Annotated in this window: 19 protein-coding genes; 5 read left to right on the forward strand and 14 right to left on the reverse strand. The window is 67.2% G+C overall.

Annotation, left to right across the window (positions count from 1 at the left end; genetic code table 11):
- Positions 1-55: 55 nt before the first annotated feature.
- From FB475_RS01600 to FB475_RS36600, 3 genes are read right to left on the reverse strand one after another with little or no spacing between them, the layout of a single operon-like run.
- Positions 56-289, reverse strand: a complete 234-nt coding sequence (locus tag FB475_RS01600; protein ID WP_141851824.1) for a hypothetical protein — start codon at positions 287-289, stop codon at positions 56-58.
- A gap of 3 nt (positions 290-292) precedes the next feature.
- The gene (locus FB475_RS01605; RefSeq protein WP_141851825.1) at positions 293-763 is read right to left on the reverse strand and encodes a universal stress protein; all 471 of its coding nucleotides are present in this window, start codon (positions 761-763) and stop codon (positions 293-295) included.
- Position 764: 1 nt separating this feature from the next.
- Entirely contained in the window at positions 765-941 is a 177-nt protein-coding gene (locus FB475_RS36600) for a hypothetical protein (protein WP_185759011.1), read from the reverse strand.
- Between the two features lie 77 nt (positions 942-1018).
- On the opposite strand from FB475_RS36600, the gene FB475_RS01610 reads away from it, so the two are divergent.
- The gene (locus tag FB475_RS01610; protein ID WP_141851827.1) at positions 1019-1594 is read left to right on the forward strand and encodes a TetR/AcrR family transcriptional regulator; all 576 of its coding nucleotides are present in this window, start codon (positions 1019-1021) and stop codon (positions 1592-1594) included.
- Between the two features lie 56 nt (positions 1595-1650).
- On the opposite strand, the gene FB475_RS01615 is transcribed toward FB475_RS01610, so the two are convergent.
- Both FB475_RS01615 and FB475_RS01620 read right to left on the reverse strand, forming a co-directional pair.
- On the reverse strand, positions 1651-3891 hold the full coding sequence (locus FB475_RS01615) for a CBM35 domain-containing protein (protein WP_141851829.1): 2241 nt from the start codon (positions 3889-3891) through the stop codon (positions 1651-1653).
- A gap of 243 nt (positions 3892-4134) precedes the next feature.
- The gene (locus FB475_RS01620; protein WP_141851831.1) at positions 4135-5139 is read right to left on the reverse strand and encodes a LacI family DNA-binding transcriptional regulator; all 1005 of its coding nucleotides are present in this window, start codon (positions 5137-5139) and stop codon (positions 4135-4137) included.
- 425 nt (positions 5140-5564) lie between these two features.
- On the opposite strand from FB475_RS01620, the gene FB475_RS01625 reads away from it, so the two are divergent.
- On the forward strand, positions 5565-5750 hold the full coding sequence (locus FB475_RS01625) for a hypothetical protein (protein ID WP_141851833.1): 186 nt from the start codon (positions 5565-5567) through the stop codon (positions 5748-5750).
- Positions 5751-5779: 29 nt separating this feature from the next.
- On the opposite strand, the gene FB475_RS01630 is transcribed toward FB475_RS01625, so the two are convergent.
- From FB475_RS01630 to FB475_RS01655, 6 genes are all read right to left on the reverse strand, one after another.
- On the reverse strand, positions 5780-6232 hold the full coding sequence (locus tag FB475_RS01630) for an SRPBCC family protein (protein WP_141851834.1): 453 nt from the start codon (positions 6230-6232) through the stop codon (positions 5780-5782).
- 339 nt (positions 6233-6571) lie between these two features.
- Positions 6572-7087 (reverse strand): pyridoxamine 5'-phosphate oxidase family protein, encoded by a 516-nt coding sequence (locus FB475_RS01635; protein WP_141851836.1) that lies wholly within the window; start codon positions 7085-7087, stop codon positions 6572-6574.
- A 52-nt stretch (positions 7088-7139) separates the two neighbouring features.
- Complete coding sequence (locus FB475_RS01640; RefSeq protein ID WP_141851838.1) at positions 7140-7562, reverse strand: PPOX class F420-dependent oxidoreductase; 423 nt, start codon at positions 7560-7562, stop codon at positions 7140-7142.
- Positions 7563-7652: 90 nt separating this feature from the next.
- The gene (locus FB475_RS01645; protein ID WP_141851840.1) at positions 7653-8090 is read right to left on the reverse strand and encodes an ester cyclase; all 438 of its coding nucleotides are present in this window, start codon (positions 8088-8090) and stop codon (positions 7653-7655) included.
- Between the two features lie 196 nt (positions 8091-8286).
- Positions 8287-9756: a sensor histidine kinase gene (locus FB475_RS01650; RefSeq protein WP_141851842.1), complete on the reverse strand. Its 1470-nt coding sequence runs from the start codon at positions 9754-9756 to the stop codon at positions 8287-8289.
- Complete coding sequence (locus FB475_RS01655; protein WP_141851844.1) at positions 9749-10426, reverse strand: response regulator transcription factor; 678 nt, start codon at positions 10424-10426, stop codon at positions 9749-9751. Before FB475_RS01655 ends, FB475_RS01650 begins: the two co-directional genes overlap by 8 nt.
- Before the next feature lie 91 nt (positions 10427-10517).
- On the opposite strand from FB475_RS01655, the gene FB475_RS01660 reads away from it, so the two are divergent.
- From FB475_RS01660 to FB475_RS01670, 3 genes are read left to right on the forward strand one after another with little or no spacing between them, the layout of a single operon-like run.
- Positions 10518-11927, forward strand: coding sequence for a DUF2079 domain-containing protein (locus FB475_RS01660; protein ID WP_141851846.1), 1410 nt, complete (start codon positions 10518-10520; stop codon positions 11925-11927).
- On the forward strand, positions 11909-12871 hold the full coding sequence (locus FB475_RS01665) for a glycosyltransferase (RefSeq protein WP_141851848.1): 963 nt from the start codon (positions 11909-11911) through the stop codon (positions 12869-12871). The genes FB475_RS01660 and FB475_RS01665 overlap by 19 nt, the downstream gene beginning before the upstream one ends.
- Entirely contained in the window at positions 12853-15435 is a 2583-nt protein-coding gene (locus tag FB475_RS01670; RefSeq protein WP_185759013.1) for a YfhO family protein, read from the forward strand. Before FB475_RS01665 ends, FB475_RS01670 begins: the two co-directional genes overlap by 19 nt.
- Here the strand turns inward: FB475_RS01670 and FB475_RS01675 are convergent.
- Genes FB475_RS01675 through FB475_RS01685 form a run of 3 tightly spaced genes read right to left on the reverse strand, consistent with a single transcriptional unit; the run spans position 15383 to position 17541 of the window.
- Positions 15383-15748, reverse strand: a complete 366-nt coding sequence (locus FB475_RS01675; protein WP_141851850.1) for an ArsR/SmtB family transcription factor — start codon at positions 15746-15748, stop codon at positions 15383-15385. The genes FB475_RS01670 and FB475_RS01675 overlap by 53 nt on opposite strands.
- Positions 15745-16191, reverse strand: a complete 447-nt coding sequence (locus FB475_RS01680; RefSeq protein ID WP_141851852.1) for an SRPBCC domain-containing protein — start codon at positions 16189-16191, stop codon at positions 15745-15747. The genes FB475_RS01675 and FB475_RS01680 overlap by 4 nt, the downstream gene beginning before the upstream one ends.
- A gap of 39 nt (positions 16192-16230) precedes the next feature.
- On the reverse strand, positions 16231-17541 hold the full coding sequence (locus tag FB475_RS01685; protein WP_141851854.1) for an MFS transporter: 1311 nt from the start codon (positions 17539-17541) through the stop codon (positions 16231-16233).
- Positions 17542-17581 lie beyond the last annotated feature (40 nt).

Consider the following 17581-nt stretch of genomic DNA (forward strand, 5'->3'; position numbering starts at 1 on the left):
ATCAATAATCGCTACGGGCGGTGTAGCGTAAATAGTTGGAAGTGTGCGCGAACCGTCACCAGTTCGCCGGTGGATCACTGGCAGGGAACGAGTCCTCGCCCCAGATCTCGACAATGTCCTTGCGCGCGTCGTCGCCGGCGACGCGCGCGTCGTCCGTCAGTTCGACGAGCTGGTCGAGGCGAAACTGTCGTTGCTGCTCGAGCTCGTCGCGAAACCGCTGCAGGTCGGCTTCGCGCAACCCGCGTGCCGCTGCAACCAAGTCTTCGGCAACCATCTGATCGATGACCATCCGTCAGCCGTCCTCCTGATCGGTGTCGGTCGCGTCCATTGCCCTCGCGGTCGGCGGAATGATGACGACTGGAACGGTTGCCTCGTGCGCGACCTGCCGGCTGACCGATCCAAGGACCAATCCGGCGAACCCGCCGCGCCCGCGTGACCCGACGACGAGCAGCGAACCATTTCGTGCGACGCCGAGCAGCGTCGGCGCGGCAGGACCCTGGACGATCCACTGCTCCGGCTCGCTCGCGAGTCCGGTGAGGTCCACCGCCGCCAGGCTGTCGGTCAGTGTCCGCCGCGCCAACTCCTCGATCGCGGCAGGGTCCTCCAGGACCGGTGCGTACGGCGCCATCAGTGCCGCCGTGGGTTGTTGCCAGGTATGCACCACGACGAGCCCGGCACCGCGCAACCGGGCCTCGGCAACCGCCCATTCGAGCGCCTGCTGAGCCGTCTCGCTTCCGTCGATTCCGACAACGATCTTCTCCATCTCATTCCTCCTCAGAAGTTGTTCGTACGCCGTGTGAGCGCTCGGCCTGCTTCTTGGCCGCGGCCCGCTCCTGCGCCCGGTACGCAAGCCCGACCCCTCCGAGGCAGATCACCGGCGTCACCACCGCGACGAGGATCAGTAAGGCCAATTGGACGGCATCGAGCGACATCGTGCTCACGGTTCCTCCTCTTCAATTTCCGATACATCTAGTGTAGCGTAAATCGTGGCAGTTCTGTTCCCGGCAGACTGGACCCCATGCCCAACACCACGAGCAACCGCGGCCGGCCCCGGCTCGAGTCGACCGACCAGCGCATCCTGCAGGCCGCGCGCGAGCTGCTCCGGCTGAAGGGACCGGCCGCGGTCAACATCGATTCCGTCGCGGCCCACTCCGGTGTCGCCCGGACGACGATCTACCGCCGCTACCGCAGCCGCGACGAACTCATGCACGCGGTCCTGGAGCACCTGATCGATCCGGCGCCGCTGGCACCTGACCTCCCGGTCGACGAGAAACTGCGATGGGTCATGGACCGGATCAGCGACATGCTGGAGAACCGCCTCGGTCCCGGCGCCACCGCCGCGATCATCGCCAACAGCGATCCCGAATTCACGAAGGCGGTACGGTCTCGACTGGCCGGCCGCCTGAGCTCACTCGCCGACCTGATGAACGCCGACGTCAAGGCCGGCCTCCTACAACCGACCATCGATCCCGACACCGTCCTCGGCGTACTGGTAGGCGCCTACCTCGCAGAAGTCCTCAGATTCGGCTCGCCGCGCAAAGGCTGGATGGACCGAGCGGTAGCCTTCCTCACCCCAGCGATCACCACGCCCTGACGCGCGGAGCCCGTCCGTCGCCGGGGAGAGGCCGGCGACGGACGGGATGGGGTGGATCAGTGGGTGACTACCAGGTGGTCGAGGTTGAACCAGCCGGCGTCGGTGGGCGTGTCGAGAACGGTGATGGTGTTGGAGCCGGCCGTGAGGTTCACCGGCATGGTTGCGTCGGCCCAGGTGTTCCAGCTTCCGGTGAGTGGTAGCGGAATCTGCTGTGGAGCTCCGCCGTTGACCGATATCGAGGCGCTTCGGGTTCCAGCCGGACCGTTGGGGCCTGCCGCGTAGCGGAGGTCGAGGGTGTAGGTGCCCGCGGACGGGGCGAGGACCCGCTGCATCACGCTGCCTCCGGGTGTCGTGAAGCAGGCGACGAAGCCGGAGCCCGTGTACCCCGGATGGTCGGTGGCCGGGCAGGCGCCGCCGGCGAGCGTCCCGTCCTCGGCCTCGCAGACATCACCGATCCCGCACTGCTGCAGCACATCGGAAGAGTTCTGTACGGAGATGTCCTGTCCCTCGGACTTGGCGGTCGCAGTCGCGGTGAACCGATAGTTGCCTTTAGGCAGGTCCGCAGCTGTGGTCACCGTGTACTGCGCAACAACGCTCTGTCCCGCGCCGACTGTGGCCGCGCTTGGGCAGGTCGCCGCGTCGGTGCCGCTACAGGTGATGGTGAAGCCCGGTGCTGATTCGCCGGCCGCGGTGTAGACGGCAAGACCGGTCTGGACCTTGCGGTCGATCTGGTCGCCGCCGTTGGTGAACGTGACAGGGACGGTGTACGTACTCCCGGCCTGAACGGCACTCGGAGCCCCGAGCGAGACCTCCTGCGGTTCGGCCGAGGACAGATAGATGCCGTACGCATCGTGCTTGGACTGGAAGTCGAACGGAACGGAGACGGAATCGCCGTTGACCGCAACGTCCTCGCTGAAGACCACCTGGCGCGCGAAGAGCGGGCCCTGGTCCGGGATCCGGTAGACGGTGGCGTGGACGAGGCCGTTGCGGACAAGCCACGGCGTCGACGACAGGCCTGTGAAGTTCACCGCCGTCGGCCCGACGGACCCGCCCTGGATGTCACCGATCAGGGCGACGGCTCGCTTCTCCGCCGGGTCCTCGGACGCGGAGATCGCGGTCGTGCCGACTTGTTCGGACGTGGAGACAAGCGTCCCGGTCAGGTCGGCGTAGGTTCGCATGGCCCACCAGTTGCCGTTCGGCGCCCAGCCGGCCGGGGTTTTGGTGAGCAGGCCGGTCAGGTTCGGGATCGTGCGGCAGATCCAGTTGCCGCGCATGGCGTTGGCGTAGTTCGACTGCGCGAGCCGAGCGTCGTACCAAGCTGTGTCGCCGGCGGTCTGCCTGTCGGCCGGCTGGTACTCGTTCGCGGAGAGCGGCCGCTGGGCGATCCCGTTGGCATCCAGCGCGTCGGCTAGCGACCGGCCCACCGTCACCGGGTCGTCGATGTCGCCCTCGTCGTGGTTGGTGATCTCGTCGGGCACCGTGCCGGCGGCCTTAGCATGGGCCAGGAAGGTCTGCCACTCGTCCGGACGTCGCTCCGGAGTGAATGCGAACGACGGTCCGGCGATCGTTGCCTCCGGCGCGATGCGACGGATCTCCCGGTAGGCACTGTCCCACATCTGGAAGTACTGGGTCGTGTTCACGCCCGGCCGCCAGAAGATGCTGAGGTCCGGCTCGTTCCAGATCTCGTACGTGAAGTGCTGACCGGCTGCCTGCAGCTGGGTGACGGTCGCGTCGATGAAACTGATCCAGTTGCTGCAGTCGCCGTTGGTACACGGCCACAGGGTGCTCGCGGGTGCACCACCGGTCGAACCGAACACGTCGCTGAGCAGGACCTGGTACTCGAACTTGTGCAGCGGTGGCTGCTGCAACCGCCGCGCCTCGGCGATGACTGCGTCGATGTTGGCCTGGGTGGCCGCTCCGAACGTGAAGTTGTCCTTGATCCAGCCGCCGGAATACCAACCACCGCTGCGAAACGCGTTGAGCTTCAGCGGGTCGACGAACTGATCGGACGGCTGCAATCCGTCCTGCGTAACGCCGTACAGGATGCCGAGGCCGACGCCCGTGGACGGCTTCGTCTTCGCGGACAGGTCGACGTTCAGCTGCTTCGCGCCTGCGGCCGCCGGACCCGGGTCAGCCGATGCGGGCTTCTGGGTGCCGACCAAGAGGGCAGCCGCAGTGAGAAGCGCGCCGAGAGTTGCGAGTCCCTTTCTCCGGCGCAGTCTTCGAACCTCCGCCGGCGCGGCGACGGTGCCGATCCGGCGTACTCCGTTCCATGGATCTCCGTGACTGGGTGACATGGTTCTCCTCTTTCGATGACGGACGTCGCAGGCACACGCAGGCAACGGCACGTTGCCGGCGGGTGCGCGTGCTCGACGGCGAGCGGTCGTCACGACTCCTGCGACGGGCTCGGTCACGACTTGGGGTTGTCGACGTCGAATCGATTCGACGAACAGTTCGACGAACATAACTCGAATCGCGCCGGGCAACAAGAGGCTGGCGCGGTTGCGATCACATCCGCGCGACAGGCCGGACGCGGCGGGTCAGCGAGTGCTGCCGCGATCGATGATCTCGGCCGCCACGAGCCGCGTTCCGTGCGGGCCGGCCTCGTCCCCGTGAGCGATGCGCTCGGTCAGTTGGGTGATGGCGACCTTGCCCAGCAGGCCCGGTGAGGATTCGATCGCGGTGTAGGGCAGCGAGAACCACCGGGCGAAGTCCCGGGAGTAGAGGCTCACGACCGACAGGTCGTCGGGCACTCGCACGCCGCGTTCGTGCAGCAGGCGCGGCAGTGCGGCGACCGATGCGTCGTTGTGCATGATGATCCCGGTCGCGTCCGGGCACTCGTCGAGGATGCCGTGCAGGTTCTCGTCGATCGCCGGCTGCTGGGACTCGCCGTAGCGGGCGGTCAACGTCAGGCCGAGCTCGGACGCGCGCTGAACGGCGGCGTCGCGGAACCGCCAGGAATAGGTGCCGCCGCGGTCGAAGACGTGCCGCGGCGGCGACACCAGTACGACGTCGCGGTGGCCCAGGTCGTAGAGATGGTCGACGAGATTACGTGCGGCGGCGGCGAAGTCCAGGTCCACGACGTCCAAACCACGGGTGTCTCCCGGGAGCCCGATCAGGACGCCTGGTTGCTGGGTTGCTCGCAACGCGTCAACCCGCGGGTCGCCGTCGATGACGTCCAGCAGGACCAGCCCGTCGACCATCCCGGACTCCGCGGCTCGCGTGAGCGCTTCGGCTCCGTCGTTCTCCGTCATTATCAGGATGTCGTAACCGAGCGCGCGGGCGGCCTCGGTGATCGGCAGGAGATACTGCAGCATCGCCGGTGCGAACTCGTCCTCGTGGAACTGGACCAGCAGCCCCAGGACGCCGGTCTGTGCCGTCCGCAAGGACCGCGCACCGGCGTTCGGGGTGAACTTCAACGCCCTGATGGCGTCGTTCACACGCCGGCGGGTCTCCGGCGAGATCGACCGCTTCCCCGAGAGCGCGTAGGAAACGGTGCTACGGGAGACTCCCGCCACCCTCGCAACGTCACCAATGGTCGCCACAACGCTCTCTTCCTACTGACATGCCCGCGAAACTTCTCGACAGTATGGCAGCCCACCTGCCACCACCGGCCGCAACAACCGTCCCAGTACTTCATCGAACCGATTCGATCCATTCTTGCACTCGACCAGGTCCACGCCTACCGCGACATCGGAGCAGGATCTTCTGGCATCGGAGCGCACCGCCAACGGGCAACGGACATACTCCCAGGCGGCCGTCGAGTATGTCCGGCTGATCCAACAGCTCTTCACCGCCCGCCCAGCCGGACCACAGTGCAACCCAGTCCGGACCCGGCCTCACCTGAGGCCTCCAACTGATGGCCGCCGAACGCGACCGCACCACCACCGCGATGCCGACCGGCCACGTCTCCCCCATCCGGAACGCCTGACCGACCTCGCCGCGTCCCCGCGACGTCCTGGAGGGCACGATGCACGAGGGTGAGGAGGTCGGCGACGCGTACGTCTACTTCATCACCGCAGCAAGCGAAGCGACGCTTCTCCGCGTGGCAGCGGATGTGGCGGCACTCCCCGGCGTCCCGCGCGGCGTCTTCGCAATGGTCACGGACGACGAAGCCGCAAACCTGGGCGCCGGCCGCCGCGTCCCGCTCTCATAGAAACTCGACGCGTCCCGCTCTCATAGAGCTCAGGGTGTGTGGAGTTCCTTCGTCCGGGGCTGCTGGGGGTCGGCGGCCTCGAGGGCGTTTTTGAAGCGGTAGAGGTCGGCGACGACCATACGGTGCAGGATGCCTGTCTTCTCGGCCAGGTTTTCGATCAGGCCCTGCGGATCGATTCTCAGTTCGACGGCGATCGCCGTACGGTCCTCGGACCGGGATTCGAAGGTGACGGAACCACCGAGCATCAAGCCGGACTCGCACACCCAGGTGATCCGCCGACCAGGCTGCTGCTCGACGATCGTCGCGTCGAACTCACGGACGAACCCGCCCGCCGAGGCCACCCAGTGCGAGTGGATGCCGTCGAGTTCCCGTACGTCGTGCACGCCGTCCATGTACTGCGGGAACGAGCTGATGTCGCGCCACTTCGCGTACGCGATCTCCAGCGGCACCCGGACATCGACCGACTCGGTGATGCTCTCCATACTCACTACCTCCTGTGACAACTCGTATCTACCAAGTAGCCGCACAGGCGGGTCGCCAAACAAGGCGACCGGAGATGTTTGCCGACGAAGGTTGCACCCCCCAATGGCTCGACCGAACGACTCGACTGAGACGCCGGCCACATATCCGATGGTTGGTCAGAGCAACATCGGGGTGTTTTCTGGGTGTGGCGGTGAGCGCTGGCTGCTCAACGCCGCCGCCACACCCCGCCCCAGACCGCCTTGTCCTGCGGCGATCTCGAACACTTCTCCGGTTCCCGTTACCGAATCGGCGAAACACGGCTTGACCAGGAGCCTGTGTGTGACTCGGGTTACCTGCTGTTAGGTGGTGGGATGCCAGCGGGTCCCGGTGAAGCCATGGTCTTTGCCGAAGGCAAAGACTACTTTCGGTGCGACCGCGAAGACGTATTGCGGATCACTCAGCGAGGTATCGGCCGGATCGTGAAACTGCCCCTCGCGGACGAACGGGTGCCACCACGGATACTTGGCCGGGTACAGGTCCGCAATCCGTTGCAGTTCAGCCGTGTCGCGCACGAGCCACGCAGTACCTTCGATCACCAGGTCGACGTCGTGACCGGGAACGGTGATCGCACAGTTGTCGTTCTCTGCGAGCTGGCGACTCTTGCGGGTCTGCCGGCGCGTGCAGAAGCACACAGCACCTTCCGACCAGACGCCCAGCACCGGCACCATGTGCACGCGCCCGTCCTTCCCGGATGTCGCGAGCAGATAGTCCGCACTGTCCGCCAATCGGGTGCGTACGTCAGCCCAGCTCAGCCCGGTCAGCGGTACACCGTCAGGACTCGACAACTCCTCGGCGATCGGTTCGAGCTCTGCCACCTACGCTCCTCGGATTCGGTGTCGGTCGGCATTTCCACAGGGTCGAGACGCGTCAGCCGAGGCCGGATCGGGCGATGACGTTCGCGATGCCGATGTGAACCGCCGTGAATCCTTGCCGTACGAAGGTTTCAGCAAGCTCGTCCGCGGACTGCGACGGGTAGTACCGCTCCGCAATAGCTGTGCCGATCCGTCTGACCTGATCTGCATCCGCAGAGACGCGCGCTTGCCCTTCGATGGTCACAAAGCTGTACGGCTGCCGCTCATCACTAACACAAACCGCGACGCGCCGATCGTGCGCAAGCCTTCTACCTTTGACACTTCCCGGCGACAGGACAAAGGCAACCTCATCACCCTCAAGAACAAAACAAACCGGCGTAACATGCGGCCGCCCGTCCTCACGCATAAGAGCAACATGCCCAAGCCGCACCCCCGCCGCGACGAAAGATCGCCACTCCCCATCAGTCATCGTCGTCATACCCCCGACGCTAAAACCACCCCACCACCAAGAAAAGCAACCACTTCCGATCAAACCGATCGCCACCCCAGATCGACGCGACACGCCTACTCAAGCGCGCGAAGGTCTGCCCCCAACTGCGTCGAGTTGGGTGGTGAGGCCGGTGCGGTCTATTTGGATCCAGTATTCTGTGATGCGTCCGGCCGTGACGCGGTAGACGGCGCTCGTCAGCTGGGTCAGTGCTTTCCCGGTCGGGGGGCGGCCGTCGATGGTTCCTTGGTGTTGGCCGCGTTGGGTCCAGCGTGCGTAGACACGATCGTCTTCGGCGAGCAGTTCCTCGATCTCGAGCTCGAAGGCACCGAACAGCGCCTTCATCTCCTCGACGTGTTCGGCGTACTCGCGGGGTGAACGCTTCAACGTCACCGGATCCTCGGCCTGCACCTGATGAGCCAGAACCGTTTCGGCGAGAAAGCGTTCGGCGTACTCCGGGTGCCGTCCGGACCGAACCTCCAGCAGGAAGGTACGAACGAGTTCCTTGGAGCTGGGCATGGCTCGGTCCTTTGAAGTTGCCGCGACCTGACACGATCACCCTAGAAGCCCACGGCCGTTCGGCGAATGCTTCTCCGTCCAGCCTTTCCGACGGATCGTCTCCCCATGCGCGGTGACCGCTGGGGCGCGACCGAGGGCCCCCGGTTGGCTTCAGGTCCGGCAGTTGTGGCGGGGGCGTTCACCTGGAGCGGGAGGCTTACGTTTGTGTGGTGGTGTCGGCTGGGGCTGAGGGGATTGTCAACGTGAAGCGGGCGCCGCCGTTGGGGGATTCGGTGGTAGTCAGGGTGCTGTTGTGGCGGTGGGCGATTTCCTGGGCGATCGCCAGGCCGAGCCCCGCTCCCCCGGCGTCGCGGCTGCGGGCCTCGTCCAGGCGGGTGAAGCGGTCGAACACCCGATCGCGGTCCGCCGGCTGGATTCCAGGTCCGTCGTCGTCGACCTGCAGTACGACGTACCCGGCCGACTCCTCGATCCGCACGGTCACCGTGGTTCGGGCGTACCGCATGGCGTTGTCGAGCAGGTTGCGGATCAACCGGTCCAGCTGCCGCGCATCACCGTCCACCATGGCGGTCTGGACTGACGCGAAGCGGAGCTCCGGTCCCTCGTCGACGCGCCGGGCAACCTGCCGCCGGGCCAGTTCGGCCAGATCGACAAGTTGCAGGGAGGTTGATCGCTCGGCGTCGAGCCGTGCCATCAGGAGCAGATCGTCGGCCAGTTGCTGCAACCGGTGGATCTCGTCGACCGCGGCGCTGTTCACCTGCGGCCAGTCAGCGCGCTCCGGATGCGCACCCGCCACCTCCAAGGTGGTCCGCAGACTGGCGATCGGACTGCGCAGTTCGTGGGCCGCGTCGGCGACGAACCCGCGCTGCTGCTCGGCGGCGGCCTCCAGCCGCGCGAGGGTGTCGTTGAGCGTCGTCGCCAGCCGCGCGACGGCATCTCCGGTGGCCGGAATCGGCAGGCGCTCGTGGAGATTGCGCTGACTGATCGCCGCTGCCTGCGCCCGCATCCGCTCGATCGGCCGGAGCGCCAGCCGCGTCCCGAAGTACCCGCCGATCATGATCAGCAGCACCGCTACGGGCAGGGTCCGTTCGAGCACTCGGTCCACCTCCGCCGCGGCCTCCTCGGCCTCGAACGGTAGGACGAACACCGAGATTACGACGCGCCGGCTCGGATCGCTTTCGAGTTTGATCCGCCCCAACGGCACGATCTCCCGGCTCGCCCACAGGCGCCGCCCGACCATCGCCCTGGCCACGTCACAGTAGGCAGGCGGTTGCGCACTCGTGCAGGGACCCTTGGCGAGCGCGCGGACGGTCACGAACTTGCTGTCGTCCTCCGGATCTCCAGGCCGCGGCACGGGCGAGATCGGAGTCCGGCCGAACGGCCCCAGGACCTGGCCTGATTCGAAGAGCAGGCCCGAGTCGTCGATGATCTCGTACGCCGCATCAACCGGCTGGAACGTCAGCTCACCCTGAGGCCTCAGCGTGCTGTACGTACGCATCTCGTCCACCAGCAAGGCGCGGTCCGCGGCAGCCTTCTGTTCGAGGGCGTGATAGCGCGAACTGTAGATCTGGTGGTGGATCCAGAACGCGAAGCCCAGCGCCAGCATCGCGGCGATCGAGCCCGCTACCAGGGATGCGCGAGTCGCGGTCGAAAGGCGGAGCCTACGCATGGCGGCTGCCGGTGAGCCGGTAGCCCATGCCGCGGACGGTCTGCAGCGTGTTCCGCCCGAACGGATGGTCGATCTTGCGGCGCAGCGCGCTGACGTGAACCTCGACCACGTTCACGTCGCCGTCGTAGTGCGCGTCCCAGACCTGTTCGAGGATCTCGCGTTTGGTGACCACGACGTCGCGGCGACGTGCCAGGCACTCCAGGATCGCGAACTCCCGCGCCGTGAGCTCGATCGCCTGCTCGCCGCGGCGGCAGGTCCTGGCCGCCGGGTCGATGACGAGGTCGCCGACCTCCAGCTCGACCCGGACCGCGCCGCTGCGGCGCAACAGCGCGCGCAGACGCGCGAGCAGGACGACGTACGAGAACGGTTTGGTCAGGTAGTCGTCGGCGCCGGTGTCCAGTCCTTCGGCCTGGTCGTACTCACCGTCCTTCGCGGTCAGCATCATGATCGGCGTCGTGTTGCCCGCCTGGCGAAGGTGCCGGCACACCCGGTAGCCGTTCAGGCCTGGCAGCATCACGTCGAGGACGATCGCGGCGTACTCGTTCTCGTCGGCCGCCCACAGGGCCTCGGGACCGCTGTGTACAACGTCGACGGTGAAGCCGTTCGATTCCAGACCCCATTTCAGCGCCGCGGCGAGTTGCCGCTCGTCCTCAACCACCAGTAGCCGCACTGTTCAAGGATCGCACCTTCCGCGGACCATCCTGAAGACGTCTTCAGGTTGCTTCAGGCCCCCTTCGGCAGGACTCGTCGATAGTCCCGGCATGCTTATCTCGGCGGATCGAGCGAGCCCAAGGCATCGGTTCGGACGCGGCCTCGCAGCGATCGCGGACCACCGCACCGGGGCGCTGCCGTCCGCGGTGCTGGCCGGTACGTTCGCCGCCGCCTACACCTGGTTCGCGTTGCAGCGGCATTGGTCGTACCGCTCGGGCGGCTTCGACCTCGGTATCTTCGACCAGGCGGTCCGCAGCTACGCCGAAGGCCGGCTTCCGGTGTCGACGATCCGGGACCCGCACCTGATCCTGCTCGGCGACCACTTCCACCCGATTCTGATCGTGCTGGCTCCGTTCTACCGGCTGTTCCCGTCGGCCGAAACGCTCCTGGTCGCGCAGGCCCTGCTGTTCGGGCTGTCGGTGTTCCCCATTACCCGGCTCGCGTGTACGACGCTCGGCAGCAGGATCGGCCTGATCATCGGGAGCTGCTACGGCTTGTCCTGGGGCCTGCTCAACGCGATCACGTTCGACTTCCACGAGATCGCGTTCGCCGTACCGCTGATCGCCTTCGCGCTGCCCGAACTGCTGCACGGACGGCCCGGACGTGCCGTCGCGATCGCCGCTCCCCTGGTGCTGGTGAAGGAAGATCTCGGGCTGACGCTCGCGGTGCTGGGCCTGCTGATCGCGCTCCGACGCGAGACCCGTCGGCTGGGTCTACTGACAGCCGCCGGCGGAACAGCGGCCTCGCTGCTCAGCGTCTTCGTGATCATCCCGGCCTTCAGTGCCTATGGCAACTACCGGTACCTGGGAAAGGGCGGGTTGCGACCACCCGAGGCCGCTCTGGCCGGAGACTTCCTGTCGCCGGGCAAGCTGCACCTGGTGCTGCTCCTGCTGTTGCCGACGTTGTTCCTCGCGCTCAGGTCACCATTGGTACTGCTGCTCGCGCCGACCCTGGCATGGCGACTGGGCAGCACCTACATCCTCTACTGGATCCCGACCTTCCACTACGACGCCGTACTGATGCCGATCTTGTTCTGTGCGCTCGTCCACGGTCTGGTACTGCTGCGTCCGCACTGGCTCGGCCGGAACCGGCGTGCCGTTCTGCCAGCCATCTCGGCCGCGCTGGCAGCAACCTGCCTGACGCTGTTCTTCCAGTCCTCGGCCGCGGACGGTCCCGGTCATCGGTCGGAGTTCACCGCCGCGGCGGACCGCTTGATCGCCAAGATCCCGGACGGCGCCACGGTGAGTACGACGGACAGGATCGCCCCGCATCTGTCGTCGCGGACCGATGTGTACCTGCTCAACGCGCACCATCCGACCGAGTGGACGCTGGCCCCGTACGACGATCCGCAACTGGCACCACGCCCGGGCGATGTGGTGGTCCGAGACGGCGACCTCGTCTTGCTGCGGCATTCGACACCGCAGAATTCAGAAGGAGGGACATGGAATCGGTCGCGGTGATCGTGCCGTGCTACAACGAGGCGGCGGCGGTGCGGAAAGTGGTCACCGAACTGCGCGACTCGTTGCCGACAGCACGCATCTACGTGTACGACAACAACTCCACCGACGGGACGGCGGCGATCGCGGCGGCCGCGGGAGCGACCGTGCGGCACGTCGCCCGCCAGGGCAAGGGCAACGTGGTACGGCGTGCGTTCGCGGATGTCGAAGCCGACGTCTATCTGCTGATCGACGGCGACGACACCTACGACGCGAGTCAGGCACCCGAACTGGTGAGGGTCCTGCTGGCGGGGCCGTACGACCATGTCGTCGGCGTACGGCGGCACTCGAACGTCGCGGCGTACCGGCCTGGGCACACGCTCGGGAACCGGATGCTGACCAGCGCGGCCGGGGCGTTGTTCGGCCGCGAGATCACCGACATGCTGAGCGGCTACCGCGCGTTCTCACGGCGGTACGTGAAGTCGTTCCCCGCGCTGGCACAGGAGTTCGAGATCGAGACCGAGCTGACCATCCACACTCTGCACCTGCGGATCCCGGTGGCGGAGGTCGAGGTCAGGTACAAGGAGCGACCGGCCGGCGGCGAGAGCAAGCTGCGGACCTATCGCGACGGGCTGCGGATCCTGCGCTGGATACTCCAACTGGCGCGGCTGGAGCGGCCGACGTTGTTCCACGGCGTGCTCGCCGCGATCTTCGGCGCAGCGGCGTTGGTGCTGGGTGTTCCCGTGGTACTCGAGTTCCTGCGCACCGGATTGGTGCCGCGGTTCCCGACCGCAATCCTCGCGTCGTCGATCGGACTCGTCGCGATCCTGATGTTGGTGCTGGGATACCTGCTCGACGCGGTCGGCCGGAGCCGGCAGGAGGCCGCGAGATTGAGCTACCTGAAGCACCCCGCGCCGGTCCGCGAACCGGTCCTCAGCGGGACCGACGAGTGCGGGCCGACGACGTGAGCCGGGGCGTCGCGGCGCGGTTGCGACGGCAGTGGCCGCCACTGGCCGCCGCGGTCGCCGCCGGTCTGACGTTCGTCGTGAGCGGGATCATCCGCCACACCTACCCGTTCGGAGACGGGCCGCGGAGCACGAACGACCTCGGGCAACAGGTCATACCGATGTACGCGCACTACCGCGACATCCTGACCGGGCACGGCGGCGACCTTTTCTTCAACTGGTCGAGCGGGCTCGGTGTGCCGTTCCTAGGCGACTTCATGGCGTACGTCGGGTCGACGTTGTCCTGGATCACCGTCATCTTCCCCCGCGATCGCGTCGACCTCGTGCTGTTCCTCGTCGACGTACTGGCGATCGCGCTCGCCGCCGGTGCGATGACGGCGTACTTGCGCTACTTGCGGCCCGGCCCGGCCTGGCTCGCGGTCGTCGCGGGCATGTCGTACGGCGCCTGCGGCTGGGCGATCGACGACGCGGCGTACATGAGTGTCTGGCTCAACGGGCTCGTCGCCTTCCCGGTGATCTGCCTGCTGTGCGAATGGATCCTGCGGCGGCGGTCCACAGCCGCGCTGATGGTGACGCCGCTCGTGGTCGCGCTGCTCTGGACGTCGCACTTCTACACGGTCTACATGGCGACGATCGGCGCCGCGATCGTCGTGGTGACACGCTTGCTCGGATACGGCGCGACCGTGTCCTGGCGGCATCGCCTGACGGGTGCGGTGCGCTGCATCGTCGCCGTTGGCCTCGGGATCGCGCTAGCGGCTCCGCTGCTACTTCCGACGTTCGATGCGGTCCGCGCCGCGCGGCCGAGCCCGGACGCCGTCTTCAGACCCATTGGCTCGCTTGTGTTCCTGGCCCGGTTGATGCCAGGCAGCGAGGGGGTCGGGACGACGCCAGGACTCGCCGTCGGCACCGTCGTGTTGCTGCTCGCGCTGAGCTTCCCGTTCAACCGGCAGGTGCCCGCCCGCGAGAGGATCGCGTGGACGGCGACGGTGGTCCTCACGATGCTCAGCTTGCAGATCCCGATCACGCACGAGATCTGGCACGGTTTCGACACACCGAACGGGAGCCCGTACCGGCAGGCGTTCATCGTTGCCGGGATGCTGGTGATCGTCGGCTGGATGTCCGCGGCTGCGGGCGTACGGACCGTGCTCACAGCGGTCGCGCCCGTCGGTGCGGTGCTCCTCTTGTACGTGGAGACTTGGCACGTTCGCAGTACGACAACCGTCAGCCACCGCGCCGTACCCGTGCTGGTTGTGCTCGCGGTCGGGGTCTGGTTGGCAAGTCGTTCGCCTTCGTGGGTACGACGCGGCGCGGTGGCGGTGCTGGTCGTTGCCGTGTTCGCCGAGGTATCGGTGTCATCGGCGGCGATCGATGCGCGGCGGAGCAAGATCCTGAGTGCGAAGGCACCGTGGGGCGACGAGCACACTGCACTGCGTTCGCTGGTGGAGTCGGCGGCGGACTGGCCGACGTACCGCACGGCGCCGGGTGCGCAGCAGACCGTCAACGATCCGATGCTGATCGGCGGGCAGGGGCCTCAGTACTACTCGAGCACCATGCCGGACCTGGTCTCGCGGCAGTTGCTCAGCCTCGGGTTCGGATACAGCTCGTACGGGCGGGCCACGGTCGATCCGCGGAACCCGGTCGTCGACGCGGTCTTCGCGGTTCGCTCGCGCGTCGTCGTACCTCCGAGTGGCAACGCTCGGCTGGAGCGAAGCGACGTACCGCCGCTGGTGACCGTGCGACCAGCGACAGCATGGGTATCGGGCGACCCGGGGCCGTTCGGGACGCAGGAATCGGCGCTCGGCGCGGACGTCTACACCGTGCCGAAAGTGCGCGGCGGGCGGGATCGCGCAGTCAATGTGTCGGACCGGCGCGGCACGCTCACCGTCGCGCCTGCGCCCGGTGCCGGACGGCCTGTGGAAGCCAGGTTGCTGGCGTCCTGCACACCCGGCTCGGAGATCTGGTTCGCGGCGCCGGACTTCGTCGGTGCGGTGATGGTGGCCGGCCGCGGATGGGTCACCAATCTCCCCTCGGCGGTGAAGTCCCCCGGTCTCTATGCGGGAGCGCCGATGCTTCGGGTCGGAACTGTCGGCGCTGAAGGCGTCGCCGCCGTACTCATCCGCGTCAGTACCCGAACGGATCTCCCCGCGGCGCCGATCGGGTGCCTGCATCCGGAACGACTCGACGCCGCCGTGCGCAGCCTGAGCCCGGCCGACGGGCCTGCGGTGAAGGTCACTGGCCATGGCCTGACGATCCGCCTGCGGCCGAGCGGTACGGCGAACTCCGTCGTCCTCGGGATGATCTGGATCGACGGGTGGCGCTGCTCCGTCGACGGCGGTGCCGGGCGCACACCGGACAACCGAGCCGGCCTGATCGCGATCCCGACGCCGGCAGGTGCGTCCGACGTCTCGTGCAGCTATCACCCGCCCGGCCTGGGCCAGGGTCTCGCGATCGGAGCAGCGGCTGCGCTGTGCCTACTCCTGCTCGGCGCGGTGCTGGCGCTCGGCGGCGCTCTGCTTACTCCTTCTTGGCGCGGTGCTCGCGCTCGGCGGCCTCGGCCGCGTGCTTGATCGTTGCCAGTCGCTTGTCCCATTCCGCCGCGATCGCCGACATCCATTGCGCGGTCGCGCTCAACGCCGCGGGGCGGACCGAGTACAGCACCTCGCGCCCTACCCGGCCGCCCGTGACGATCCCGGCGGCGTCCAGTACCGCTAGGTGTTTCACCACTGCCTGGCGGGAGACGGGAAGTTGCTCGGCGAGAACGGTCGCGGTGGCTTGGCCGCGCGCGGCGAGCAGGTCGAGCAACTGGCGGCGGGTCGGATCGGCCAACGCGGTCAGCACCCCGTCGACCGTTCCGACCGCACCGAGACCGTCGGCAGTCACACCGACGGCTCCTCGGCGCGTATCCGCAGGGCGTCCAGCTCCACCGGCCAGCCGCCCGAGTTGTCCTTGACCGCCCGGTCGCGAACGTCCGGAGAGGTCACCAACGAGGCGAACCCGCTCTCCACGACGGACAGGCGGGTCTTCTCGCCTTCGGAACTGAGTCTGAACTCCACCAGCGTGCTGTTGTCGTCCCGCAGCTCCTGACCGGGAAAGGCGCTCGCCCAGCGGTACGCCAGGTACGTCGGAGGGTCGAGCTTCTCGACCCGCACCGGGAAGTCGCCGTACTCCGGATTCTTCGCGAGCATCGTCTCGCCTTCTCTCGCCACGGTTCCGGGCAGCGTCGCCTTGTCGGCAACCCAGAAGCCGGGCTCGGCGACCAGCGACCACACCCGCTCGAGTGGCGCCTCGATCAGGACTTCCCGCTCGATTCGGTCATTGCTCATCGTAGAAGCTCCCTTGTCGTTCCTGGGTCATCCGCAACTCTACAGTTGCGCTCGTCGGCGCAGGCCGACCCAGACCAGACCTGCGCTGAGAATCGTGATCGCGACGTTGAGTCCGAGCGCGAGATGGATACCGCTCAGTTCGACCTCGCGCGTTGCCGCCACGGCACCCAGGACCGGGATGCCGACGGAGATCGCCACCTGCTGCGTCATCGAGGTCAGCCCGGTCGCCAGGCCTTGCTCGCCGTTCGGCAGGCCGGACGTGCCGGTCACCGTGTACGCCACGATCGAGGCGACGTGCCCGAAGAACCCGACGAAGAGTGCCGGTACCAGAACCGCGATCGCCGACCGATCGGCGCGGACGAACACCAGCGGCAGCGTCGCCAGCCCCTGCAGGAGCATGCCGGTGGTGAGCACTCGCCGTACGCCGAACCGCCCGATCAGCCGCCCGGCGATCACCCCGGAAGCCACTGCGGCCAGGCCGGGGATGCCGAAGATCAGGCCGGTGATCAGCGGGGACAGGGCAAGCGTGCGCTGCAGGTACAGCGTCATCAGGAAGATCATCGCGGTCTCCATCGCGAAGACCACGAGACCGGCGTAGTTGCCCCACTTCACGGTCGGACGGCGCAGGATGCGCAACGGCGCCAGTGGAGCAGGCGCCCGGAGTTCGACGATCCAGAAGGCGGCGAGGAACAGTACGCCGACCGCCGCGGCGAGAACGCTCTTCTCCAGGACCGCGTAGATCACGGCCAGCAGACCTGCTGTCACCGCGACGGCGCCCGGCAGGTCGAGCGGGATTCGTTGCCGAAGGCGACTTTCGCTGATGACGAACGGCGTACAGCAGAACACGAGCACCGCGACCGGAACGTTGATCCAGAACGCCGCCCGCCAACTCAGGAAGTTGACCAGCGTTCCGCCGACCAGCGCGCCGACGGTGAAGCCGCCGGACAGCAGCGCACCATTGATGCCGAGGGCCCGTTCCCGCAGTACGCCTTCGGTGAAGGTCGTGGTGAGCAGGGACATCGACGCGGGCAGCGCCATGGCCGTGGCCAGACCCTGCAACGCACGGGCGGTGAGCAACATCTCCGCGCCGGCCGCGAGGCCACCGAGCACCGACGCGCCGGTCAGTACGACCATGCTCACCATGAACAGCCTGCGCCGCCCGAACAGGTCGGCGAGCCGGCCGAACAGCAACGCGAAGCCCGCCGACGGCAGCATGTACGCCGCGGTGATCCAGGGATACTGATCCGCGGCCATCCCGACACCGGCACCGGTCTCCGGCAGCGCGACATTCAGGATCGAGAAGTCGACCGACACCATGAAGCCGGCCAGCAACAAAACAGAAAGAACCATCCGCTGCCTACTGCTGAACCGCAGCGGCAACGCCGTATCC

This window comes from Kribbella jejuensis (genome assembly GCF_006715085.1).
In the GTDB taxonomy this organism is placed as follows: Bacteria; Actinomycetota; Actinomycetes; order Propionibacteriales; family Kribbellaceae; genus Kribbella; species Kribbella jejuensis.

What these genes read in the sequence shown, in the direction of transcription:
- FB475_RS01625 (WP_141851833.1), top strand. Translation starts at nt 5,565, where the DNA reads ATGCACGAGGGTGAGGAGGTCGGCGACGCGTACGTCTACTTCATCACC.
- FB475_RS01680 (WP_141851852.1), bottom strand. Translation starts at nt 16,191, where the DNA reads ATGAGCAATGACCGAATCGAGCGGGAAGTCCTGATCGAGGCGCCACTC.
- FB475_RS01685 (WP_141851854.1), bottom strand. Translation starts at nt 17,541, where the DNA reads ATGGTTCTTTCTGTTTTGTTGCTGGCCGGCTTCATGGTGTCGGTCGAC.
- FB475_RS01630 (WP_141851834.1), bottom strand. Translation starts at nt 6,232, where the DNA reads ATGGAGAGCATCACCGAGTCGGTCGATGTCCGGGTGCCGCTGGAGATC.
- FB475_RS01610 (WP_141851827.1), top strand. Translation starts at nt 1,019, where the DNA reads ATGCCCAACACCACGAGCAACCGCGGCCGGCCCCGGCTCGAGTCGACC.
- FB475_RS01615 (WP_141851829.1), bottom strand. Translation starts at nt 3,891, where the DNA reads ATGTCACCCAGTCACGGAGATCCATGGAACGGAGTACGCCGGATCGGC.
- FB475_RS01640 (WP_141851838.1), bottom strand. Translation starts at nt 7,562, where the DNA reads ATGACGACGATGACTGATGGGGAGTGGCGATCTTTCGTCGCGGCGGGG.
- FB475_RS01660 (WP_141851846.1), top strand. Translation starts at nt 10,518, where the DNA reads ATGCTTATCTCGGCGGATCGAGCGAGCCCAAGGCATCGGTTCGGACGC.
- FB475_RS01605 (WP_141851825.1), bottom strand. Translation starts at nt 763, where the DNA reads ATGGAGAAGATCGTTGTCGGAATCGACGGAAGCGAGACGGCTCAGCAG.
- FB475_RS01665 (WP_141851848.1), top strand. Translation starts at nt 11,909, where the DNA reads ATGGAATCGGTCGCGGTGATCGTGCCGTGCTACAACGAGGCGGCGGCG.
- FB475_RS01650 (WP_141851842.1), bottom strand. Translation starts at nt 9,756, where the DNA reads ATGCGTAGGCTCCGCCTTTCGACCGCGACTCGCGCATCCCTGGTAGCG.
- FB475_RS01600 (WP_141851824.1), bottom strand. Translation starts at nt 289, where the DNA reads ATGGTCATCGATCAGATGGTTGCCGAAGACTTGGTTGCAGCGGCACGC.
- FB475_RS01645 (WP_141851840.1), bottom strand. Translation starts at nt 8,090, where the DNA reads ATGCCCAGCTCCAAGGAACTCGTTCGTACCTTCCTGCTGGAGGTTCGG.